15 protein-coding genes are annotated in these 23,151 nt (G+C 68.7%); 3 read left to right on the top strand and 12 right to left on the bottom strand.

The genetic code is table 11. The features are described 5' to 3' along the window. Positions 1-222: 222 nt before the first annotated feature. Entirely contained in the window at positions 223-690 is a 468-nt protein-coding gene (locus A5655_RS03365) for a hypothetical protein (protein ID WP_231999055.1), read from the top strand. 15 nt (positions 691-705) lie between these two features. Here the strand turns inward: A5655_RS03365 and A5655_RS03360 are convergent, their stop codons facing one another. After that, positions 706-939, bottom strand: coding sequence for a DUF1918 domain-containing protein (locus tag A5655_RS03360; protein ID WP_067005616.1), 234 nt, complete (start codon positions 937-939; stop codon positions 706-708). Between the two features lie 117 nt (positions 940-1,056). On the opposite strand from A5655_RS03360, the gene A5655_RS03355 reads away from it, so the two are divergent. Next, positions 1,057-2,841: an acyl-CoA dehydrogenase family protein gene (locus tag A5655_RS03355; protein ID WP_067005569.1), complete on the top strand. Its 1,785-nt coding sequence runs from the start codon at positions 1,057-1,059 to the stop codon at positions 2,839-2,841. Positions 2,842-2,880: 39 nt separating this feature from the next. Here A5655_RS03355 and A5655_RS03350 read toward each other — a convergent pair whose 3' ends face one another. The 11 genes from A5655_RS03350 to glf all read right to left on the bottom strand — a co-directional run bounded on the left by A5655_RS03350 (position 2,881) and on the right by glf (position 22,047). After that, the gene (locus tag A5655_RS03350) at positions 2,881-4,509 is read right to left on the bottom strand and encodes an acyl-CoA carboxylase subunit beta (protein WP_231999054.1); all 1,629 of its coding nucleotides are present in this window, start codon (positions 4,507-4,509) and stop codon (positions 2,881-2,883) included. Further along, positions 4,469-9,802, bottom strand: a complete 5,334-nt coding sequence (gene pks13 / locus A5655_RS03345; RefSeq protein WP_067005567.1) for a polyketide synthase Pks13 — start codon at positions 9,800-9,802, stop codon at positions 4,469-4,471. The genes A5655_RS03350 and pks13 overlap by 41 nt, the downstream gene beginning before the upstream one ends. Before the next feature lie 11 nt (positions 9,803-9,813). After that, on the bottom strand, positions 9,814-11,712 hold the full coding sequence (gene fadD32 / locus A5655_RS03340) for a long-chain-fatty-acid--AMP ligase FadD32 (RefSeq protein WP_067005565.1): 1,899 nt from the start codon (positions 11,710-11,712) through the stop codon (positions 9,814-9,816). Positions 11,713-11,988: 276 nt separating this feature from the next. Next, a complete protein-coding gene (locus A5655_RS03335; protein ID WP_067005563.1) occupies positions 11,989-12,999 on the bottom strand; it encodes a cutinase family protein in 1,011 nt (336 codons plus the stop codon). 129 nt (positions 13,000-13,128) lie between these two features. Then, complete coding sequence (locus A5655_RS03330; RefSeq protein WP_369807161.1) at positions 13,129-14,007, bottom strand: alpha/beta hydrolase-fold protein; 879 nt, start codon at positions 14,005-14,007, stop codon at positions 13,129-13,131. A 160-nt stretch (positions 14,008-14,167) separates the two neighbouring features. Further along, a complete protein-coding gene (gene ag85A, locus A5655_RS03325; RefSeq protein ID WP_067005559.1) occupies positions 14,168-15,208 on the bottom strand; it encodes a diacylglycerol acyltransferase/mycolyltransferase Ag85A in 1,041 nt (346 codons plus the stop codon). A gap of 344 nt (positions 15,209-15,552) precedes the next feature. Next, positions 15,553-17,529, bottom strand: a complete 1,977-nt coding sequence (aftB, locus tag A5655_RS03320; RefSeq protein ID WP_304441641.1) for a terminal beta-(1->2)-arabinofuranosyltransferase — start codon at positions 17,527-17,529, stop codon at positions 15,553-15,555. Next, positions 17,516-18,424 carry a decaprenyl-phosphate phosphoribosyltransferase gene (locus tag A5655_RS03315; RefSeq protein ID WP_067005547.1) on the bottom strand — a complete coding sequence of 303 codons (909 nt, stop codon included), beginning with the start codon at positions 18,422-18,424 and terminating at the stop codon, positions 17,516-17,518. Before A5655_RS03315 ends, aftB begins: the two co-directional genes overlap by 14 nt. After that, on the bottom strand, positions 18,421-18,966 hold the full coding sequence (locus tag A5655_RS03310; RefSeq protein ID WP_067005545.1) for a phosphatase PAP2 family protein: 546 nt from the start codon (positions 18,964-18,966) through the stop codon (positions 18,421-18,423). The genes A5655_RS03315 and A5655_RS03310 overlap by 4 nt, the downstream gene beginning before the upstream one ends. Further along, positions 18,959-20,851, bottom strand: a complete 1,893-nt coding sequence (locus tag A5655_RS03305; RefSeq protein WP_067005543.1) for a glycosyltransferase — start codon at positions 20,849-20,851, stop codon at positions 18,959-18,961. The genes A5655_RS03310 and A5655_RS03305 overlap by 8 nt, the downstream gene beginning before the upstream one ends. Next, positions 20,848-22,047 carry a UDP-galactopyranose mutase gene (gene glf / locus A5655_RS03300; RefSeq protein ID WP_067005613.1) on the bottom strand — a complete coding sequence of 400 codons (1,200 nt, stop codon included), beginning with the start codon at positions 22,045-22,047 and terminating at the stop codon, positions 20,848-20,850. Before glf ends, A5655_RS03305 begins: the two co-directional genes overlap by 4 nt. A gap of 268 nt (positions 22,048-22,315) precedes the next feature. On the opposite strand from glf, the gene A5655_RS03295 reads away from it, so the two are divergent. Beyond that, positions 22,316-23,151 (top strand): PirG (locus A5655_RS03295; RefSeq protein WP_197508579.1); only part of this gene is annotated, 836 nt, incomplete at its 3' end.

Raw genomic sequence — 23,151 nt, 5'->3', positions numbered from 1 at the left:
TAAACGCGGATACTGTAATTGCATCCATTTTATGGTCGCGCGCGCCATTAATTTGTCATCGGTCGAATAGCGTCCGGAATTGACGTTTGAGTAATTCCAGAGCGAATGTTTAATTTCGCATACCGCCGGTCAATAACTACTCCCCCTGTGAGGTAACTAACACAAACGTTAAAAGGCGGCCCAATGCACACGCTGACACGATTAGGGACTTGCACCGCGGCAATGACCGTGGCGATCTTCCCGGCGGCGACCTTCAAAATCGCCAACGCGGCCGCCGAAAGCGGCACCCGGGTCGCCCTGGACGCCGAGCAGCGGCGTTGCGATTTCAGCCTGGTGACAACGACGCCGATGGTGCCCCGGGCCCTCCTGGGCGACGGCTCCGCCGTTATCAGCACTTCGGGCTCAAAAGCCGTCGCGCAAGTGCACGTCACAATTCCCGACCGGCCGGGCACCCATTACGACGTCGGCCTGATCCAGGAGCCCCGCTCGTCCGCGGCCACCTGTGGCCCCGGCGACCCGGGCACCGCATTCACCGGAATGGACACCGACGCGGCGGGCAATGCGACGGTGACCGTCGCGGACGGCATTCGGCAGGGCACGACGGGCGTCTGGGTGGTTGTCCAGCGCGCGAACCCGAACTCGCAAAACCCGGCCGAGTCCTATGCGTCCGAATTCCTGGCGCCGGTCTAAGCGCTTTCGGCTTGGTCAGTTCCCGACCCGGTGCCGCGCCTTATCCTCCACCCGTTGGTGTTCGGCCGCGGTGACGACGAGGGCGTCCGGGCCGGGGAAGACCGTCGTCACGTGGCCGTTCGTCAGCCAGCGCACCACGTACGGCGGCGCGCCGTCGGGCCCGCGAACCTCCGTGATTTCGCCCCACTGATCCGCCAATTCGGTCGTCGTGCCCTTGATCACGAGCCAATCACCCACGCCGGCTTTCATCATCGACTCCCCTCGATCGTCAGCTTCTGAGCCGATCATCCGCCGCGGCCGTCCTCCAGGGAAGGGGCTACCGCGAGCGTCTTTCGCTCCTCATTCCAGCTGTAATACCGTCGCGTAATGAGCGAGTGCAATCCGCGCTACGGATCGGAAGCCGTCGACCGGCTACCCTTCTCCACCCAAGAAAAGTCGCAGCGCTACCGGACCGAGAACTACCGCGGCGCCGTGGGCCTGAACTGGTATCGCACCGATCCGACCCTGCAGTTCACGATGGCCTACTACCTACAACCCGACGAATTGGCCGTGGTGGAGCCGCATTTGGCGGGCATGGGCGAACTGATGGGCGGTCCGGTGGCGCGGTGGGCCGAGGCGACCGACCGCAACCCGCCGCGGCTGGAACGCTACGACCGGTGGGGACACGACGTCAGCGAGGTGGTCATGCCGGCGTCGTTCACGCAGTCCAAGCGCGCGGTGCTGGATGCCCAGCAGGCCCTGCGCGACGACGCGCGGGCGGCCAAGGTGAGTTCGGGCCTGCCCCTGTTCGCGTCCAACTATTTGCTCAATCAGGCCGATATCGGGATGGGCTGCGCGCTGGGTACCGGGGGCGGCATGGTGCAGTCGCTGGTGGCCGCCTACGCGCCGGCCGACGTCCGCGAGCACGTGCTGGCCAAGTTCGCCTCGGGTGAGTGGGCGGGGGAAACGGCGCAGCTGCTGACCGAACGCACCGGCGGCTCCGACCTGGGCGCGCTGGAGACGACGGCGACGCGCGCCGGTGACGCCTGGATTCTCAACGGGTTCAAGTGGTTCGCGTCGAATTGCGCGGGCGAGGCGTTCGTCGTGCTGGCCAAACCGGAAGGCGCCCCGGACTCCTCGCGCGGTGTCGCGAACTTCCTCGTGCTGCGCAACCGCCGCGACGGGTCGCGCAACGGGGTGCGGGTGCGGCGGCTCAAGGACAAGCTCGGCACCCGCTCGGTGGCCTCCGGCGAGGTCGAGTTCGTCGACGCCGAGGCGTTCCTGCTGTCCGGCGACCCGAGCGAGGAGGCGGGCCCGTCCGACGGCAAGGGGCTGGGCCGCATGATGGAGCTGACCAACGCCGCGCGCCTCGGCATCGCCCTGTTCGGGCTCGCCAACGCCCGTCGCGCCCTGGTGGAATCGCTGTGTTACGCCCGGCAGCGGCATGCGTTCGGCGGGGCGCTCATCGACAAGCCGCTGATGCGGCGCAAGCTCGCCGAGATGATCGTCGACGTCGAGGCGGCGCTGGCGCTCGTGTTCGACGGCACCGGGGCCGCCAACCACCGCCAACCCCGCGCCATCCGCCAGCGCATCGCCGTGCCCGTCAGCAAGCTCAGGGTATGCCGGCTGGGCATCACCGCGGCGTCCGACGCGATCGAAATCCACGGCGGCAACGGCTATATCGAGACGTGGCCGGTGGCCAGGCTGCTGCGCGACGCGCAGGTCAACACGATCTGGGAGGGCCCCGACAACATCCTGTGCCTCGACGTGCGGCGCGGCATCGAGCAGTCCCGCGCGCACGAGACGCTGCTGGCGCGGCTGCGCGATGCGGTGTCGGTTTCCGACGACGACGCGTCAACGCGCCTGGTGGCCGGGCGCATCGAGGACCTCGACGCGGCGATCACGGCCTGGAGCAAGCTCGACCGGGAGGTCGCCGAGGCGCGGCTGTTCCCGCTGGCCCAGTTCATGGGTGACGTCTATGCGGGCGCGCTGCTCACCGAGCAGGCCGCGTGGGAACGGGAGACCCGTGGCGGTGACCGCAAGGCGCTCGTCGCCCGGCTGCATGCGCGGCGCTACCTCGCCGATCGGGGCCCGCTGCGCGGGATCGAGGACGAATCGGACGAGGCGCTGGAGCGTTTCGACGAGTTGGCCGCCGGCGCGCTGGCGCTCTAGTCACTCGCGAGCTGGGGGCACCTCAGCTCGCGGTAAAAACTAGACCGGGATCAGCCCGTGCTTGCGCGCGACGCGGAACCACAACTGCTTGTCCCGCAGCAGGTGCATCGACTTGCGCAGCAGCAGCCGGGTCTGGTGCGGATCGATGACCGCGTCGATGAAGCCCCGCTCGGCGGCGGTCCACGGGATCGCCATGTTGAGGTTGTAGCCCTCGATGAAGTCCTTCTTGATCTGCTGCGCCTCGGGCGTGGTCGGGTCGGGGAACCGCTTCATCAGCAGCTGTGCGGCGCCCTCGGCGCCGATCACCGCGATGCGCGCGGTCGGCCAGGCGAAGTTGAAGTCGGCGGTCAGCTGCCGCGAGCCCATCACGGCGTACGCGCCGCCGTAGGACTTGCGGATCGTGATCGTCACCTTCGGGACGTCGGCCTCGACCACCGAGTAGAGGAAGCGGCCGCCGCGCTTGATGATGCCCCGCTTCTCCTCCTCGGCGCCCGGCAGGAAGCCGGGGGTGTCCACCACGAAGACCAGCGGGACGTCGAACGCGTCGCAGAACCGGATGAACCGGGCCGCCTTGTCCGAGGCCTCGTTGTCGATGGACCCGGACAGGTGCATCGGCTGGTTGGCGACCACGCCGACCGGGCGCCCGTCGACCCGGGCGTAGCCGGTGATGATGGCGGGGCCGTGCTGCGCGGCGACCTCGAGGAAGTCGCCGTCGTCGAAGATGCGCAGCAGGATCTCGTGCATGTCGTAGGCCATGTTGTCGGAGTCCGGCACGATCGAGTCGAGCTCCAGATCGGTCGGCGTGATCTCCGGCTCCAGCCCGGGGTTGACGATCGGCGGCTTGTCGAAGCAGTTGGACGGCAGGAACGACAGGAAGTCGCGCACGTACTGGAACGCCTCGGCCTCGGAGTCGACGACCTGGTGGATGTTGCCGTAGCGGGCCTGCGCGTCGGAGCCGCCGAGCTCGTCGAGGGTGACGTCCTCGCCGGTGACCTCGCGGATCACGTCGGGTCCTGTCACGAAGAAGTAGCCCTGGTCGCGCACCGAAACGAGCAGGTCGTCCTGGATCGGCGAATACACCGCTCCCCCAGCGCATTTGCCGAAGATTAGGGAGATCTGCGGCACCAGCCCGGACAGCGCTTCGTGGCGTCGGCCCAGCTCGGCGTACCACGCCAGCGAGGTGACCGCGTCCTGGATGCGGGCGCCGCCGGAGTCCTGGATGCCGATGATCGGGCACCCGACCATCGCGCACCATTCCATCAACCGGGCCACCTTGCGGCCGAACATCTCGCCGACGGTGCCCTGGAACACGGTCTGGTCGTGGGAGAACACCCCGACCGGGCGGCCGTCGATCATGGCGTGGCCGGTGACGCACCCGTCGCCGTAGAGCGCGTTCGGGTCGTTCGGGGTCTTGGCGAGCGCCCCGACTTCGAAGAACGTGCCGGGATCGACCAGCGCGTGCACCCGGGCGCGGGCGCTCGGGATGCCCTTCTTGTCGCGCTTGGCGGCGGCCTTTTCGCCGCCGGGCTCCTTGGCCAGCTCGAGGCGAGCGTGCAGCTCGGCCAACTTCTCCGCGGTCGTGTGCTGAACGGGCGCTGGAGCTGGCACGGTCTCCGTCACTGCTTGCCTACCTAACCTGTTCGGACTTGTCCTGCTGCCGTTCGGCATCGATCTGGTTCAGCGCCTGGGTCATGTGCGCGCCGACCTTGGCGATGATCGGCTCGTCGATGGCCTGGATGTGCTCGCCACCGATGGGCACGATCTCGAGGTCGGACACGTACTCTCCCCAGCCGCCGTCCGGTTGCCGCACCGCGTAGCGCGGCTCGAACGTGATCGCGTCGTCATGGTAGCGATCGGCCATGTAGAGCGTGACGTGCCCGTCGTACGGCTGGATCTGGGCGGTGTCGATGGCCCGGTTGTCCAGGTACGACGTGCGCTGGTGCTCGATGATCCCGGCCGGGATCTGCACCCCGCTCTGGCTGATCGCCTCCAGCACGAACCGGACCTGGCCCTCGTCGTCGAGCTGCTCGAGGTGCTCGTAGGGGATCGCCGGGACGGTGACGTTGAACGTCTTCTCGGCGAACCGGGCGTAACGGTCCCAGCGCTTGCGGATCTCCTCCTTGGTCTGGGGGATCTCCTCGCCGGCGCGCACCGCGTCGATCAATCCGACCCACTCGACGTCCTTGCCCATCCGCTTGAGCCCGATCGCGCACGCGTAGGCCAACACGCCGCCCAGAGACCAGCCGGCCAGGATGTAGGGCCCGTCGCCCTGCATCTCGATCAGCTTCGGAACGTATTGCGCCGCACGCTCTTCGATCGTGCCCTCGACGCGCTCGAGGCCGTACATCGGCGTGTCCGCCGGCAACCGGTTGAGCAGCGGCTCGTAGACCACCGTCGAACCACCGGCCGGGTGGAACACGAACACCGGTGTCCGGGTGCTGCCCTCGGGGCGCGCCCGCAGCGTGCGCACGAACCCGTCGACCACCCCGGCCTCCAGGTGCTCGCGCACCTTGTCGGCCAGCGCCTCGATGTTCTCCGAAGTCAGCACGTCCTCGGCGGTGATCGGACCCTCGGCGCGCTCCGAAAGCCGTTGCGCCATCTTGGCGGCCGTGTCGGCGTCCAGCTTGGGCAGCGGGTTGAAGATGCCGCCCGGGGACTTGCCCGTCACGATCGCCCACGTGGCGAAGGTGACCCGCTCGGCCGCGTCGCGCGGGGGCACGTCGGAGTTGAGCGCCTTGGCGACCGCCTCGGAGTTGAGCGCCTCGGCCGCCCCGGCCAGGTTCGGCTGCGCGCCATTGGTGCCGCCGGCCGGGCCCGACGGGTCGGTCGGCGGCGGCGGGACGGGAACGTCGGAGGCCGAGGGCGCTTGCGTCGCCGGCTCGGCCTGAGGATCGGGGGCCGGCGCCGCCACCGAGGCGGGCGTGGCGCCACTGAGCAATTCGGCCTGCTCCCTGGCGATTTCCTCCGCCGTCTGCGTCTTCTGGTGCTCGGCCAGCTGCTCGACCTCGTCGCGGTGCTCGACCGCGTACTCGATCAGCTTCTCGATGGCGTAGAGGTTGGCGTCGCGCACGGCCGTCAACTGGATGGGCGGCAGGTCGAAGTCGTACTCGACGCGGTTCTTGATCCGCACCGCCATCAGCGAGTCCAGGCCCAGCTCGATCAGCGGCACCTCCCACGGCAGGTCCTCGGGCTCGTAACCCATTGCGGCGCCGACGATCGCGCCCAGCCGGTCGGCGACGGTCTCGCCCGAATCCGGTGACCACTTGGTGAATCCGGCCGGCATGTAGCGGTTGGTCAAGCTGTCGCCGAGCGCCTCCTCCTCCGGACCATCGGAGGGAGCCTCCGCGACGGCCCCGTTGCTCGGGGCCGCGATCGCCGTGCCGGCGCCCACCGCGACCGGCAGCACCGACTCGGTGCCGCCCCGGGTCACCAGCGCGTCGTACACCAACGTGAACGACTCGTCGATGCGGGCGTGCACCTGGACCGACGCGCCGCCGGGATGCCGGGTCAGCGTGGTCACCAGCCGGGAGCCCTCGCCCGGCTTGGCGCGCTCCTCCGCGGCGGTCAGCTGCGCGTCCGGAAGGACTTCGGCCGCAGCGGCTTTCACCAGCGCCGCCAGGTCCGTCAGGCCGCGGGGCGCGTACTCCCAGACGTGCCGGCCGTCCGGCAGCGCGACGTGGTTGCCCGGCATGAGCACCGAGCCGCTGCTGGTGGCGACGTGCACGTCCAGCCAGTGCTCCTTGCGCTTGAACCGGGTCGGCGGGATGTTCGCGTAGTCCTGGGGCCCGGCGGCGCGGGTGAACAGGGTCCGGGGATCCAGGTCATGCCCGTAGACGTACAGCTGCGCCAGGGTCGAGACGATCGACTCGACCTCGTCCTGCTTGCGCGCCAGCGTCGGGATCAGCTGGGCGTCGTGCAGGCCGGCGTCCGCCGTCGTCAGGCCCACCTGCATCAGCGCCACCGGGTTGGGGGCCAGCTCGACGAAGGTGGTGTGCCCGCTGTCGACGGCGTTGCGGATGCCGTGGGTGAAGTAGACGCTGTGGCGCAGCCCCTTCTTCCAGTAGTCGACGTCGTGGATGGGCTCGGCGCCGGGCTTGATGTAGCTGCCCTCGTGCACGGTCGAGTAGATCCCGCACGTCGGGCTCATCGGCTTGATGCCCTGCAGTTCCGCGGCGAGCTCGCCCAGCAGCGGGTCCATCTGCGAGGTGTGGCTGGCGCCCTTCGTCTGGAACTTGCGCGCGAACTTGCCCTCGGATTCCGCGCGGGCGATGATCGCGTCCACCTGCTCGGGCGGGCCGCCGATGACGGTCTGGGTGGGCGCGGCGTAGACGCACACCTCCAGGTCGGGGAAGTCGGAGAACACCGTCTTGATCTCCTCGGCGGAGTACTCCACCAGGGCCATTAGCCGGATGTACTCGCCGAACAGCATCGCCTCGCCCTCGCCCATCAGATGGGAGCGCGAGCAGATGGCCCGGGTCGCGTCGCGCAGCGACAGGCCGCCGGCGAAGTACGCCGACGCGGCCTCACCCAGCGACTGGCCGACCACCGCGGCGGGCTTGGCGCCGTGATGCTTGAGCAGCTCGCCCAGCGCGATCTGGATCGCGAAGATGGTGACCTGGGTGGTCTCGATGCCGTAGTCCTGCGAGTCGTCCAGGATCAGCTCGAGCACCGAGTAGCCCAGCTCGTCCTGGACCAGCGCGTCGACCTTCTCGATCCACTGCGCGAAGACGTCGTTGCGCAGATACAGGCTCTTGCCCATCTTGCGGTGCTGCGCACCGAAACCGGCCAGCACCCAGACCGGCCCGTTGCTCACCGGCCCGTCGACGCTGAACACGTTCGGCCGTTGCTTGCCCTCGGCGATCGCGCGCAGGCCCTTGATGGCCTCCTCGTGGTCATGCGCCAGCACAACCGCGCGCGAGCGGCCGTGGTTGCGGCGCGACAGCGACCGCCCGATCGATTCCAGCGACGACGCCTGGCCCTCGGGGCTTTCCATCCAGTCCGCGAGCTCGGCGGCCGCGGCCTTCTTCCGCGAGGTCAAAAACGCCGAGACGACAAGCGGGATAACCGGCGGCGGAAGCTCCTGCGCCGCAAGCTCTTCCAGCGCGGCCTCCTTGAGGCTCAGTGCCTCTTCGGTGACCTCCGGAAGGTCGGGCTCTTCTCCCCCGCAAGCGGGAGGTGCCCCCACCTCGACCGCCGCGGAGGCGTCGGGGATGATGTTGCCGAAGTCGTCGAACCGCAGCGAGTGCGCCTCGAAGGTGGGCGCTTCGGCCGCTTCGGTGGCCGCCGTGGCCTCGGCCTGGGGCTCCGGCTCTTTTTCGACCACGTCGCGGGGCAGCACCTCGCGCACCACCACGTGCGCGTTGGCCCCGCCGAAGCCGAAGCTCGACACGCCCGCCAGCGCGTAGCCGCCGTAGCGCGGCCAATCGGTCGCCGTGTCAATGACTTTCAGGCGCATCGCGTCGAAGTCGATGTACGGGCTGGGGCCCGCGAAGTTCAGCGACGGCGGCAGCTTGTCGTGCTGCAGCGCCAGCACCACCTTGGCCATGCTGGCCGCCCCGGCGGCCGACTCCATGTGTCCCACATTGGTTTTCACCGCGCCCAGCAGCGCCGGACGGTCGGCCGGACGGCCCCTGCCGATGACCCGGCCCAGCGCCTCGGCCTCGATGGGGTCGCCCAGGACGGTGCCGGTGCCGTGCGCCTCGATGTAGTCGACGGTGCGCGGATCGATGCCGGCGTCCTTGTAGGCCCGGCGCAGCACGTCGGCCTGCGCGTCCTGGTTCGGCGCGATCAGGCCGTTGGACCGACCGTCGTGGTTGACCGCGGTGCCGGCGATCACGGCCAGGATCTGGTCGCCGTCGCGGCGGGCGTCATCGACCCGCTTGAGCACCAGCATGCCGGCGCCCTCCGAGCGGGTGTAGCCGTCGGCGTCGGAGGAGAACGACTTGATCCGGCCGTCGGGGGCCAGCACCGCGCCGATCTCGTCGAAGCCCAGCGTCACCGCGGGTGTGATCAGCGCGTTGACGCCGCCGGCCACCGCGACGTCGGCCTCGCCGTTGCGCAGCGCCTGCACGGCCTGGTGGATCGCCACCAGCGAGCTCGAGCACGCGGTGTCGACGGCGACGGAAGGCCCGCGGAAGTCGTAGAAGTAGGACACCCGGTTGGCGATGATCGACGGCGAGTTACCGGTGATCGCGTAGGGGTGCGCGACGGTCGGGTCGGAGATGGCCAGGAAGCCGTAGTCATGATTGGAGACGCCGACGTACACGCCGACCGCCTCGCCGCGCAGGCTCGACGCCGGGATGCGCGCGTGCTCGAGCGCCTCCCAGGTGAGCTCCAGCGCCATCCGCTGCTGCGGGTCGATGTTGTCGGCCTCGGTCTTGGCGATCGCGAAGAACTCGGAGTCGAAGCCCTTGATGTCCTTCAGGTAGCCGCCGCGGGTGCGGGCCTTCGCGACACGCTCGGCCAGCCGCGGCTCCTCCAGGAATTCCTCCCAGCGGCCCTCGGGCAGGTCGGTGATGGCGTCGCGGCCCTCGATCAGCGCCTGCCAGGTTTCGTCGGGGCTGTTCATGTCGCCCGGCAGCCGGGTGGCCAGCCCCACGACCGCGATGTCGACGCGCTCGGCCGGTCCCTTGCGCGACCAGTCGACGACGTCGTCGCCCGTCAGGTCCGGTTCGGGTTCGCCCTCGATGATCCGCGTTGCCAGCGATTCGATGGTCGGGTGCTGGAACGCCACCGCGACCGACAGCGTGACACCGGTCATGTCCTCGATGTCGGCGGCCATCGCCACCGCGTCGCGCGACGACAGGCCCAGCTCGACCATCGGCACCGACTCGTCGATCGAATCGGGTGACTGCCCGGTGGCCTTGGCGACGTAGTTACGCAGCCATTGGCGCATCTCGGGGACCGTCATCTCGGTCTTCTTGGCGGGCAGATTCTCCTGGGGTTCGTCTATGTCAGTCATGGTTCCTGGGTTCAGTCGTTTTCGCCCGCGAAGGCGGTCGGGGAACCGACGCCGCTGCGCAGGCTTCCGTCGAGGTAGGCGGCGCGGCACGCGCGGCGCCCGATCTTGCCGCTGGAGGTGCGCGGAATGGTTCCGGCCTGCACCAGCAGCAGGTCACGCACCGTGACGCCGTGCCGCACGGCGATGGCGGCCCGGATGTCGTCGGCGATGGGCTGGTAGTCCAGCTTGTGCGTGCCGGCGGCGCGCTCGGCGACGATCACCAGCTGCTCGGAGCCGTCCTCGGCGTCGTACTTGAGGCCGGCGTGCGGGTTGTCGAAGACCTCCTGGGGCAGCTGGTTGGCCGGCACCGAGAAGGCGGCCACATAGCCGGTCCGCAGCGCCCGGCTGGCTTCCTGCGCCGAGTACTCGAGGTCCTGCGGGTAGTGGTTGCGGCCGTCGATGATGACCAGGTCCTTGATGCGGCCGACGATATAGAGGTGGCCGTCGTAGTAGGTGCCGTAGTCGCCGGTGCGCACCCACATCCCGTCGTCCGCGGCGCCCTCGGCGTGCGACTCGCTGATCCGCGACTTGAGGATGTTGCGGAAGGTCGTGTTGGTCTCGGCTTCCTTGCCCCAGTAGCCGGTGCCCAGGTTGTTGCCGTGCAACCAGATCTCGCCGACCTGACCGTCGGGCAACTCGGTGGCCGTGTCGGGGTCGACGATGACCGCCCACTCGTCGACGCCGATGACGCCCGCGGACACCTGCGCGACGGCCTTGGGTGAGTCCGGGGCCACCTCGACGAAGCGTTGGTTGTTCATCTCGTCGCGGTCGACGTAGATGACCCGGGGCGCCTCGTCCATCGGCGTCGTGGAGACGAACAAAGTCGCCTCCGCCAGGCCGTAGGACGGCTTGATCGCGGTCTCGCGCAGGCCGTAGGGCGCGAACGCCTCGTAGAACTTGCGCATCGACGCCGGCGACACCGGCTCGCTGCCGTTGAGGATGCCTTTGACGTTGCTCAGGTCCAGCGGCGGCTCGCCTTCCTTGGGCACCCCGCGCACGGCGGCGTGCTCGAAGGCGAAGTTCGGTGCGACGGTGAAGACCTCGCAGTCCGGGGCGTCGTCGGGCTTGCGCGCCATCTCGCGGATCCACCGGCCGGGCCGCCGCACGAACGCGGCCGGGGTCATGAAGGTGAAGTTGTGGCCGAGGACCGGCGACAGCAGCGCGGTGATCAGGCCCATGTCATGGAAGAACGGCAGCCACGACAACCCGCGGTCGCCCTCCTTGCCCTCGAGGCCGTTGAGCACCTGCAGCACGTTGGTGGGCAGGTTCAGGTGAGTGATCTGCACACCGGTCGGGGTGCGCGTGGATCCGGAGGTGTACTGCAGGTAGGCGATGGTGTTCTCGTCGGCGACCGGCTCCTGCCAGGTGGAGGCGACCTCCGCCGGCACCGCGTCGACGGCGATCACCCGGGGCCGTTCCTTGGCCGCGCGGGCGCGGATGAACTTGCGGACCCCCTCGGCGGCCTCCGTGGTGGTCAGGATCGTCGACGGGGCGCAGTCGTCGAGCACGGCGTGCAAACGGCCGACGTGGCCCGGTTCGCTCGGGTCGAACAGGGGCACGGCGATCCTGCCGGCGTAAAGCGCCCCGAAGAAGGCGATCAGGTAGTTGAGGTTCTGCGGGCACAGGATCGCGATGCGGTCACCGGGTTGGGTGACCTGCTGCAGGCGCGCCCCCACGGCGCGGTTGCGGGCGCTGAACTCCGACCACGAGATGTCGCGGTACTCACCGTCGCGCTCGGTGGAGAAGTCGACGAAGCGGTAGGCGAGCTTGTCGCCGCGAACCTTCGCCCACTTCTCAACGTGACGAACCAGGTTCGTGTTGTCCGGGAACCTGATTTTTCCATTCACGATGAACGGGTTGTGGTACGCCATGCCGCCCTCTCCTGTCACAACCATGTCTGGTCGGCTTCGCCGACTCAATACCTCTGGCCGGCTTCGCCGACGCGTCCTCTATACACGAGCCGCCTATGCACGCACCCGCCTGGCAGCGCCGGTCCGTGCCTGTCCCAGCCGGCTCGACCCCCAATAGGGGCCGCAACGAAGTTCTGGTTGCTCTTAAATTTCTCTTAATGTTAAGGGCCGCCTGGCGGCAGACCAAATCACAAGGTACCGCCGATCGCGTCACGGATCGCCTACGTCGTCGCTGTGTCACCCATGTTTGGGATGCGGCGCGTTCTCGATCAGCCCGCGGGCCCAATTCAGCGTCCAATCGGTCGCCGGCGCCCCGTCGAGATTCCAGAACTGGGTGGTGGCGTAAAGCGCGTGGACCGGCTGCCCGGCGCCTCCGGCCAGCGTGTTCAGGGTGTCGGGCAGCTTGGCGACGCTGAACGCCTCGTTCGGTGCGGCGCAGATGAGATCGCCCGGCGCGCAGATCTCGTTGGTCTTGCCGTTCAGTGCGCCGAAGCCACCCGGCCGCGCGCCCGTCATGGTCAGGCCCAGCCCGGACAGCACCGGCACCTCGTGCAGGGTGATCTCGGCGCCCTCGCCCGGCGGGTTGGGCCCGACGTCGTTGCCCACGCCGTCCTGGCGACGGCCGTCGGCGATCAATGTCACACCGAGCACCAGGTCGTCGTCGACGGGTCCGCGGCCGTTGCCGATGTCGCTGGCGATGTCGCCGATGATCACCGCGCCCTGGGAGAAGCCCATCAGCACGTAACTCGTCAACGGGCACTTGGCGTTCATGTCCGTCATCGCCTGGACGGTCGCGCGGGTGCCTTCGGCCCGGCTTTCGTTGTAGGACATCTGCGTGTCGCCGCTCAGCGGATTGTGGAACTGCGCCGTGTAGGGGGTGGTGAACGTCTGCACCCGCGACGACGGGAACTGCTGGGAGATGTCCGCGGTCACCTTGTGCAGCAACGCATTCGGGAACTGCCCCGGGTTGAGCGGGTCGTCCTGCGGGGCGGACTCCCAGGTCCCCGGGACGTTGATCAGCTGCACGTCGGGGCACGAGGCGTCCTGGGACGCGGGCCGCGGCTTGTGGGGGTGGGTCGTGGTGGAGGGCGGCGGCAGGACGCCGGGGGGCACCGCGCTGGGCGGCGTTTCGGGGTTGCGCAGCAGCATGATGACGGCCACGACGACCAGCAACACGACACCGGCCACGGCGAGGGCGGCGATCCAGGCGAGGGTTCGGTGGCGCTTGCGCCGCGCGCTCGTCGTCATGTTCTCCTGCTAGCAGAGTTGGTGGATCGCAGCTCGGTTCCAGGCAAGCGGACGTCCCGCCCCCTGCTGCACTCCCTACACGGTACCGGCGTTTCGGGGCGGGGCCCCGGGCCAGCAAGCGGTGCCGTACTAGCGGATCGCGCCCACGATGTCGCCCGACATGGCCCCGAGCTGACCCGACCACGAGCCCCAGCCGTTGTCGCCGCCGCCGGGGAAGTCGAAGTGGCCGTTGTGCCCGCCGACGCTGCGGTACTGCTGGTAGAACATCCGACTGTTGCCCATCGCCTCGCCGGCCTGCCCGATCATGGCGGCCGGATCGCTGGCGGCGTCGGTGGTCGGGCTGAAGACCCACACCCGGGTGTTGTTCTGCGCCAGCAGGGAGGCGTGCACCCAGGGGTCGTGCCACTTCCACCGGCCCAGCTGCGGCGCCCCCCACATGCCGTTGCCGTCGACGCCGCCGAACTGCTGCAGGCCGGCCAGGATCGCACCGTTGGTGGTGGTGTTCGACGGGTACAGGAAGCCGGACAGCGAGCCGGCGAAGCCGTAGCGGTCGGGGTGGAAGGCGGCCAGCGCCATCGCGGCGTAGCCGCCCTGGGAGGCGCCGACGGCGGCGTGGCCGCCGGGCGCGAGGCCCTTGTTGGCGGCCAGCCAGTTGGGCAGCTCGCTGGACAGGAAGGTGTCCCACTGCTTGCTGCCGTCGTTCTCCCAGTTGGTGTACATGCTGTAGGCGCCGCCCGCGGGCGCCGCGACCGAGATGCCCTTGCCGGCCAGCGTGTTCATCGCGTTGCCCGCGGTGACCCAGTTGCTGACGTCCGGCGCGGCGTCGAACGGATCCAGCAACACGACCATGTGCGGACCGCCCGCCAGGAAGGCCACCGGAATGTCGCGGCCCATCGCCGCCGAGGGGACCATCAGGGTTTCGTAGCCCGCCGCCCGGGCCGTCCCGACGGGACCCGTCATCCCCAAGGCCAGCACCACTCCGAACAGCAACGTTGACAGACCCCGCACGACCCTCATGTCCACCCTCCATCGTCTAGTCGCTGTCTGCACATTAACCAGCGACGCAAGCGTCCCGTCCCGCGGGTAGTGAAACAGATCACACAGCCCGCGAACAACTAGCGGCGGGAACCCCGAAAGGCGCCCGCCGCTAGTTGCGTTGCTGCTCGGTTTAGGTGCCGGTGCCCTGGTTGCCCGCGGCCGCGGCGGTAGCCGGGCCGGCGCCGGGCGTGGCGCCCAGCGTGGACTGCAGGTCAGGCTTCATCGCCTGCAACTGCGCGCCCCAGTACGGCCAGTCGTGCGTGCCGTTGGCGTCGAAGTTGAACACCGCGTTGTGGCCACCGGCCTGGTTGTAGGCGTCCTGGAACTTCAGGTTGCTGGTCCGCACGAAGCCCTCGAGGAACTTGGCGGGCAGGTTGTCGCCACCGAGGTCGGACGGCTTGCCGTTACCGCAGTAGATCCAGATGCGGGTGTTGTTCGCGACGAGCTTGCCAACCTGCAGCGACGGGTCGTTGCGCTGCCAGGCCGGGTCGCTCGACGGACCCCACATGTCGTCCTTCTTGTAGCCGCCGGCGTCGCCCATGGCCAGGCCGATCAGCGACGGCCCCATGCCCTGCGACGGGTCCAGCAGCGCCGACAGCGAGCCGGCGTAGACGAACTGGTTCGGGTGGTAGGCCGCCAGGATCAGCGCCGACGAACCGGCCATCGACAGACCGACGGCGGCGCTGCCGGTCGGCTTGACCTGCTTGTTGGCCTGCAGGTACGCGGGCAGCTCGCTGGTCAGGAAGGTCTCCCACTTGTAGGTGGTGCAACCGGCCTTACCGCAGGCGGGCTTGTACCAGTCGGAGTAGAAGCTGGACTGACCGCCGACCGGCATGACCACGGCGATGCCCGACTGGTTGTACCACTCGAACGCCGGGGTGTTGATGTCCCAGCCGTTGAAGTCGTCCTGCGCGCGCATGCCGTCGAGCAGGTAGAGCGCGGGCGCGTTGGCGCCGCCGCTCTGGAACTGAATCTTGATGTCGCGGCCCATTGCGGCCGAGGGAACCTGCAGGTACTCCACCGGCAGACCCGGGCGCGAGAACGCCCCGGCGGTCGCCGATCCCCCCACGGCGCCAATCAGACCCGAGAGCAGGGCCGCGCCAACGGCCCCCACCACGAGCCGTCGTGGCATACCGGCCACGGCGCCGCGAAACCTGTCGACAAGCGTCATCCTTGCTTCCTCATCCTTCTTTCGGCCTTTCGGCGCATTTCTCCGATTGGACGCATCCCCGAATTGGGTCCGACTGCATACGCATCGCGCGCAGCAGTGCTCGTGTAGTCAACCACACGTTGGTGTGTCCCCTCTCATCGAGAGGCTGGGGCAAACCACGATTTGACGCTCCTACCCAACGATTTTGGGCCCAAACTCCGGCGGGGAGAACCGCGTTTCCGCATGTGCTTGCCCCCGGGTGCGCACTGGTGAGAGCACAGATGTGAGATTGCTGGCAATGTCTGGAGACACCCCGGCGGAGCCGAATTCGACACCGGCGGAAAAAAATTTCGCCTCCGGGTCCTCTACTCGCGCGGAGGCGGCGGGATTGCCGCCGGCACCGGCAGCCCGCACCGCGCGAGCTCGTAGAGCGGAACGCGATCGATTCGGTACTTGGTGAACTCGAAGGAGTGCACGACGTTGGAGACGAAGCGGTGCAAGGTCATTGGGGCTCGCACCGAGCTGAGCACCGCCTGGGTCTCGGGACATTTCAGGGCCGCCACGGCCTGGGCGACCCAATTCACGTCCAAATAGCCCGGAATCCCCGGATACAGCTTGACCCACGGACCGTCGGCGATCACCCAGTCCGGGAAGAGGTTCTTGTCGTGCCCGATCCGGCCGTGCTTCAGCCGCTCGGTGTGCTGGGCCAGCGGGTTTGCCAGACCGATCTGGTCGATCACCCTGACGTCGAGGCCCACGTTCATCCCGAGCATGCCCAGGTTGGTGAAAAACACCGCGTGCTGCGGCTTTTGCGGCGCCTTGGCGTCCCCGGGCGCGGGCTGCAGCATCGGCACCAGGTCCCACTGGGTGTAGTTGCCGGACGGCAGCAACAACGCCCCCTCCGGGGTGTTGTCGAGCGCGGTCAGGACGGCGGCCATCCTCGGGTAGTCCAGGTAGTCGGCGGCCGTCAGCGGGTGCGCGTGCCCGGTGGCCTGGGCGTAGAAGCGGCGCTCGTCGACGATGCCCGAATAGGTGACGTGGGTGGCGTCGTCGCCCATCCCGGGTGAGTTTGCTGCCCACAGCGACCAGCCCGCCACGCCCAGCCACAGCGCGGCGGCGGCACCGGCCGCCCAGTAGCCGGTCTCCCGGGAATAGTCCTGGCCGTCGGGAAGGGCGAGCGGAACGACCGCGACCGGCGCCAGCAAACAAAATAGCGGCGCCAGCAACACCCTCGCGTGCATGAAATCGCCGCCCTGCCGGATCCAATAAAGCCCCTGCAGCAGCCCGCTGACGAGGACGAATGCGACGACCGCCGACGGGCTCTGCACCGCGCGGGCCAAGCGCCCGTAATCCGGCGACAACGCCGGGCGCAGGAATGACGGGCGCCGCCGGGCGACCACCAACAGCACGCCCAGCGGCACCAGCAGCAGCACCGGCACCCACACGGCGTAGGGCGCGTTGAAGTTCGAGAGGTAGATCATCCCCTGCGACCACTTGTCGCCGGCCGCGTCCTTGGCCAGCGCCGTGCCGGGCACCAGCAGGCCGTAGTAGCCCATCCGGAAGATCTCGTAGGCGACCGGCAGGAATCCGCCGGCCACCACGATCAGCACCCGGCGCCGCCAGCTGCGGGCGGCGACCAGCATCATGATCAGCGCCAGCCCGCCCATCAGGGCCAGCTCCGGCCGGACGAGAACGCTGAACCCGGCCACGAAGGCCAGCGCGCCGATGAAGACGGGGCCGCCCGGGCGCCCGCGCACCGGCTGGGCCCAGCACACCATCATCCACCACAGCAGCCCGAGGTACGCCAGCGTCAGGCCGCTCTCCAGGCCGGAGGTGGCAAAGTCACGCGCCGGCGGCAGCGCGACGTAGACCAGCGCGCCGGCGGGCAGCATGATCGCCCTGCGGCCGCGCAGGCTGGGCGCGTACAACCGGCCGGCGCCCAGCATCAACAAGGCCACGCCGAGCACCGAAAGCGTCAGGGCCAGCGCCAACGCCACGTACTCCATGCGCACCGGCCCGCCGACCCAGCTGCCCAGGTACATCAGGTAGGTCCACGCGGTTGAGGTGTTCGCCTCGACCCGCTCGCCCTGGTTGAAGACCGGGCCGTTGCCGGCCAGCAAATTGCGCACCGTGCGCAGCACGATCAGCCCGTCGTCGGCGATCCAACGCCGCTGCCACGCGCCCCACCCGAACAGGACGGCCACCACCGCCACGCTGATCCACAGGCTGACCCGCACCGCGGTGACGTAGGGGAACAGCGGCCGGCCGGCCCGCCGGATCACCGGCCGGCGGCGCAGCACCCCCGCCCCCATTGCCTTCAGTTGGGGGCTAGCCGAAGGCAACGGCGGCACCCAGTGTTGCGATCCACGCCAGCGCCAGCAGCTGCAGCACCCGGTCGCGCAACGCAATGTCTTCGGGCTCCCCGGCCAGCCCGCCGTCGACGTCGACCGCGTAGCGCAGGATCGCGATGGTCCACGGAACCATCGACACCGAGAACCAGCCGGCCGAGCCGTGGTCGCGCTCGAAGGCCCACAGCCCGTAGCACATCACCACCGCGGTCGCCGACAACGTCCAGACGAACCGCAGGTAAGTCCCGGTGTAGCTTTCCAGCGCCTTGCGAATCTGCGCGCCGGTGCGCTCGGCCAGTTGCAGCTCGGCGTAGCGCTTGCCGGCCGCCATGAACAGCGACCCGAACGCCATGATCAGCAAGAACCATTGCGACAGCCGGGTATCGGTGGCCGCGCCCCCGGCGATGGCGCGGAGTAAGAACCCCGACGACACGAAGCAGATGTCCATCACCGCCTGGTGCTTGAGGCCGAAGCAGTAGCCCAGCTGCATGCCGATGTAGACCGCCATCACCACCGCGAGGTTGGGCGTCAGCCACCAGGCCAGGCCGAGTGATGCCACCGCGAGCGCCACGGCCAGGGCATAGGCCAGCCATTCGGGCACCACGCCGGCCGCGATAGGGCGGAACCTCTTGGTGGGGTGTTCGCGGTCGGCCTCGACGTCGCGGACGTCGTTGATCAGGTAGATGGCGGAGGCCGCCAAGCTGAACACCACGAAGGCCACCGACACCTGAATTGCCAGCTGGGCGTAGTCATACCGGTGGCCGCGACCGGCCGCGCTCAGCGGCGCGGCCAGGACGAGCACGTTCTTCACCCATTGCCGCGGGCGGATCGCCTTGACCACCCCGACGATCAAGTTCGCCGGAGGCCCGACCACCACGTCTTCGCTCATTCGGCGCACCTCTTCCGGCACCTCTTGTCGCCGCGGTCCGCGACTCCCGCGACGGCGGCACCGAGGGCGATGCCGAAGGCTACGTCGCTGGGATAGTGCACGCCCAGCAGTATCCGCGACAGCGCCATCGGGGGAATTAGCAACACGGCGAATATTCCTCTTGGCAGCCCGGTGGCGCGACTCATCAGGATCGCCGCGGCGGTGGTGGAGGTGGCATGCGCGGAGGGAAAGCTCAGTTGGCTCGGCGTGCCGACGTTCACCGCGACGGACGGGTGGTGGGGCCGCTTGCGCCGCACCACGCGCTTGACCAGCACGGCGGCGGCGTGCGCGACGAACGCGCCGGCCCCGGCCACCAGCCACTCGCGGCGCCGGCTCGGACTCAGCACCGCACCGAGCAGGGCCACAACCAGCCAGCCGAGGCTGTGCTCACCGAAGTGGGACAGCCCCCGGGCCGCGCCCAACGCGCCGGGCCGATCCGCCAGCGCGGACTGGACGGCCACCAGCGCGGCCACCTCACCGCGCGGGGTGGCCGATTCAACCATGTTTGGGTTCGCCGGCTGGCAACAACGCCGTCTCCCACTTCTGCTTGCTCGACAGCGCGGGCAGCGCCTCCCGGTAGACCCGGCGCATCTCGTCGAACCGGCTCAGCAGCCGGCGCTGACGGCGCAGCGATTTCAGCAACAGCGACATCATCTTTCGCCGGTCGCGCTGCCGGTACACCACGCCGCACCCGTCGGCGGTCGTGACGGTCACGCCGTCCACCGTGCACAGCCGGAACCAGCGCGCGTCCTGGGTCGGCACGTTGTACTCCGGGCGCGTGTGGGCTTCCGGGTCGGCCGCGGTCATGTTGTGCAAAATCCCGCGCGCCAGCCGGTAGCCGATGGAAACGGGGTTCACCGGCGGCTTCATCGCCTTGGTTTTGTTCTGCGGCGACGGCAGTTCGCTCGCGGCCGGCAGCACTACCGCGTCCGGGTACTGCTTGCGGATGCGGTGCACTTCCGGCAGCGCCGATTCCAGGATCGAGAAGATGTGCTCGGGGCCGGCCAGGAAGTCGTCGATCGCCCTGTTCTGGATCGCGACCGTCGAGTATTCAAGGCACGCAAGGTGTTTCAGCGTCGCCTTCAGGTGGCTGCGAACCAATCCGGTGATGTCGCCGTCCCAGTGCAGCGCCGCGACCACCAGCCGGTTGCGCAGGTGGAAGTAGGCCTGCCAGTCGATCGCGTCGTCCTTGTCGCTCCAGGCCATGTGCCAGATCGCGGCCCCGGGCAGGGTGACCGTCGGATAGCCGTGCTCGCCGGCGCGCAGACCATATTCGGCGTCGTCCCATTTGATGAACAACGGCACCGGCTGTCCGAGCTCCTCGGCGACCTGGCGCGGGATCATGCACGTCCACCAGCCGTTGAAGTCGACGTCGATGCGCCGGTGCAGCAACGCGCTTCGGTCGTTGTTGTCGTTCAACGGGAATTCGGCGAAGTCGTGGTCGTACTCGGCGTGGGGCGCTGCGGTCCACATGAAGTTCGACTGGTTGACCACCTCCCCCATGATGTGCAGGTGCGACGGCTCCTGCAGGTTGAGCATCTGACCGCCGATCAGCATCGGCGTCTTGGCGAAGCGGTCGAGCGCCAGCACCCGAAGGATCGTGTCCGGCTCGATGCGAATGTCGTCGTCCATGAACAGGATCTGTTGGCAATCGGTGTTTTTCAGCGCCTCGTACATCACCCGGCTGTATCCGCCGGAACCGCCGAGGTTCGGCTGGTCGTGGATGGACAGCCGGTCGCCCAGCCCGGCGGCCGCCGCGGGGAAGTCCGGGTGGTCGCGCACCTTGCGGACGCCCTGGTCGGGCACGATCACCGCGCCAATCACCTTGTCCACCAATGGATCCGTGGTGAGGTCGGCCAGCGCGTTGACACAGTCCGCGGGACGGTTGAACGTGGGGATGCCGACGGCCACGTTGGCCGTACCCGGGGCGGGCTCGGTCGCGTACCAGCCGCCGCTGAGCAGGCCGACCGCGGTGTCGGTGGTGATGTCGAACCAGATCCAGCCGCCGTCCTCGAAAGGCTTGAGGGGAACCTCGATCTCGACGACGGCCGGCTGATCGTCGGTGCCGACGAATTGGCGGCCCTCCACCGAGATCCGCACCCCGGTGGCCTTGGTCCGGTACATGTCGACGCGTCCGGTTCCGGTCAGCTCTACCCGCAACACCACCGACTGACAAATCGACCAGCGCCGCCAGTAGCTGGCCGGGAACGCGTTGAAGTACGTCGCGAACGACACCTCGGACTCGGCGCCGATCTGCAGCGAGGTGCGCGTCGTCGCGTGCGCACGCCGCGCGTTGGTGGTCGACTCCTCGAGGTAAAGCTTGCGCACGTCGAGGGGTTCGCCCGGACGGGGCAGGATGATTCGGGACAGCAGGCTAACGGCGCTCATGCCCGCGCGCCCTCCTCTTCGACTAGTGGCGCGCCGTCACGCAGGTGCGGCGCAAGGGTGTTTTCATACATGCTCAGCGCGCTCGCGATGGCCATGTGCATATCCAGGTATTGGTAGGTACCCAATCGGCCACCGAACAGCACCTTCGACGACGCGGTCTCGGCCTTCGCCCGTTCGCGATACGCGGCCAACAGGGCGCGGTCGGCCTCGGTGTTGATCGGGTAGTAGGGCTCGTCGTCGTCTTCGGCGAAGCGGGAGTACTCGCGCATGATGACCGTCTTGTCGGTCGGATAGTCGCGCTCGGTGTGGAAGTGCCGGAACTCGTGGATTCGGGTGTAGGGCACGTCGGGATCGTTGTAGTTCATCACCGGCGTTCCCTGGAAATCCCCGATCGGCAGCACTTCCACCTCGAAGTCCAGTGTGCGCCAGCCGAGCCGGCCTTCGGCATAGTCGAAGTAGCGGTCCAGCGGGCCCGTGTACACGACGGGAGCGTCCGGGGATTCCGCGCGCAGCTGGTCGCGCACGTCGAACCAGTCGGTGTTCAGCCGGACCTCGATGCGGTCGTCGTCGGCCATCCGCTCCAGCCACGCGGTGTAGCCGTCGACCGGCAGGCCCTCGTAGGTGTCGCTGAAGTAGCGATTGTCGAACGTGTAGCGCACCGGCAGCCGATTGATGACGGCGGCCGGGAGCGTGGCGGGGTCGGTCTGCCACTGCTTGGCGGTGTAGCCCTTGACGAACGCCTCGTACAGGGGCCGGCCGATCAGCGAGATCGCCTTCTCCTCCAGGTTTTGCGCGTCCGCAGTGTTGATCTCGGCGGCCTGCTCGGCGATCAGCCGCCGTGCCTCGTCCGGGGTGAAGTACCGGCCGAAGAACTGCGACACCAGGCCCAGCCCCATCGGGAACTGGTAGGCCTGCCCGTTGTGCATCGCGAACACCCGGTGGCGGTAGTCGGTGAAGTCGGTGAACTGGCGCACGTAGTCCCAGACCCTCTTATTAGAGGTGTGGAACAGGTGGGCGCCGTACTTGTGCACCTCGATGCCGGTCTGGGGCTCGGCCTCGGAGTACGCATTGCCGCCCAGATGCGGGCGCCGTTCGAGGATGAGCACGCGCTTCCCGAGTTGGGTAGCCGCGCGCTCGGCAATGGTCAGGCCGAAGAATCCGGAGCCGACGACGAGGAGGTCGAAACGAGCTGTCATCGGTTGCTTAGGGTATCCGACCGCGCGGGCCTTACCCATTTGGCGAGGCCACGGCGTCGGGCTTGGTCCAGATAACGACCGCTTTGGCGGGGCCGGTATCGGCGGTCACGGTCGGAGTCCCAATTACCTCACGATTCAATATCGGCACTCTAGTCACAGCAATCTCACTCGTACCATCGACTCTGTGTGCTTCATGCCGGATAGGACGGGCACGGCACGCCGACACAACAAGCAGTTCGAATAGTTGTCCAGATACGAGGAGACTTCCGTGCCGAATCGACGCCGACGCAAGCTTTCGACAGCCATGAGCGCGGTCGCCGCTGTGGCAGTGGCGAGTCCTTGCGCATACTTCCTGGTCTACGAATCGACCGCCGGCAGCAAGCCGGCCGAGCACCACGAGTTCAAGCAGGCCGCGGTGATGTCCGACCTGCCCGGCGAGCTGATGGGCGCGCTGTCGCAGGGGCTGTCGCAGTTCGGGATCAACCTGCCGCCGGTGCCCGCCTTGAGTGGCACCGGTGCCACCACTTCGGGTCTGGCCAGCCCTGGCCTGACCAGCCCGGGCCTGACGAGCCCGGGGCTGACCAGTCCTGGCTTGACGAGCCCTGGCTTGACCAGCCCGGGTCTGACCAGTCCGGCGCTGACCAGCCCGGGCTTGACGAGCCCGGCGTTGGCGAACCCGGGCCTGCCGCCCACGACGCCGGGTACGCCCGGGGTCACCGCTCCGGGCGCGGTGCCGACGACGCCGGCCGCCGGGCTCAACCCCGCGCTCGCCAACCCGGGGCTGACCAGCCCGGCCGGACTCACGCCCGGGGTGGCGAGTCCTGGCCTTTCGCCCAGCGAGGTGCCGATCGACTCGACGGCCGGATTGGACCCGGGCGCCGGCGGCACCTACCCGATCCTGGGTGACCCGTCGACGCTGGGCGGCACTTCGCCGATCGCGTCCGGCGGCACCGGGGGTACCTCCGGCGGGGGCGGCGGCCTGATGAACGACCTGATGCAGGCCGCCAACCAGCTGGGCGCGAACCAGGCCATCGACCTGCTCAAGGGCCTGGTGATGCCGGCCATCACGCAAGGTATCCAGCAGAGCGCCGCGGGCGCCGCGCC

The sequence above is a fragment of the Mycobacterium sp. 1081908.1 genome (assembly GCF_001673535.1).
GTDB lineage: Bacteria > Actinomycetota > Actinomycetes > Mycobacteriales > Mycobacteriaceae > Mycobacterium.
The sequence above is the reverse complement of the archived record's forward strand: the minus strand, read 5'-3'. Positions and strand labels throughout refer to the sequence as shown.

Bases quoted from the DNA above. Each gene is read 5' to 3' on its own strand.
- A5655_RS03365 (WP_231999055.1), top strand. From the start codon at position 223: ATGACCGTGGCGATCTTCCCGGCGGCGACCTTCAAAATCGCCAACGCG.
- A5655_RS03360 (WP_067005616.1), bottom strand. From the start codon at position 939: ATGAAAGCCGGCGTGGGTGATTGGCTCGTGATCAAGGGCACGACGACC.
- A5655_RS03355 (WP_067005569.1), top strand. From the start codon at position 1,057: ATGAGCGAGTGCAATCCGCGCTACGGATCGGAAGCCGTCGACCGGCTA.
- A5655_RS03350 (WP_231999054.1), bottom strand. From the start codon at position 4,509: ATGCCGAACGGCAGCAGGACAAGTCCGAACAGGTTAGGTAGGCAAGCA.
- pks13 (WP_067005567.1), bottom strand. From the start codon at position 9,802: ATGACTGACATAGACGAACCCCAGGAGAATCTGCCCGCCAAGAAGACC.
- fadD32 (WP_067005565.1), bottom strand. From the start codon at position 11,712: ATGGCGTACCACAACCCGTTCATCGTGAATGGAAAAATCAGGTTCCCG.
- A5655_RS03335 (WP_067005563.1), bottom strand. From the start codon at position 12,999: ATGACGACGAGCGCGCGGCGCAAGCGCCACCGAACCCTCGCCTGGATC.
- ag85A (WP_067005559.1), bottom strand. From the start codon at position 15,208: ATGACGCTTGTCGACAGGTTTCGCGGCGCCGTGGCCGGTATGCCACGA.
- A5655_RS03315 (WP_067005547.1), bottom strand. From the start codon at position 18,424: ATGAGCGAAGACGTGGTGGTCGGGCCTCCGGCGAACTTGATCGTCGGG.
- A5655_RS03310 (WP_067005545.1), bottom strand. From the start codon at position 18,966: ATGGTTGAATCGGCCACCCCGCGCGGTGAGGTGGCCGCGCTGGTGGCC.
- A5655_RS03305 (WP_067005543.1), bottom strand. From the start codon at position 20,851: ATGAGCGCCGTTAGCCTGCTGTCCCGAATCATCCTGCCCCGTCCGGGC.
- glf (WP_067005613.1), bottom strand. From the start codon at position 22,047: ATGACAGCTCGTTTCGACCTCCTCGTCGTCGGCTCCGGATTCTTCGGC.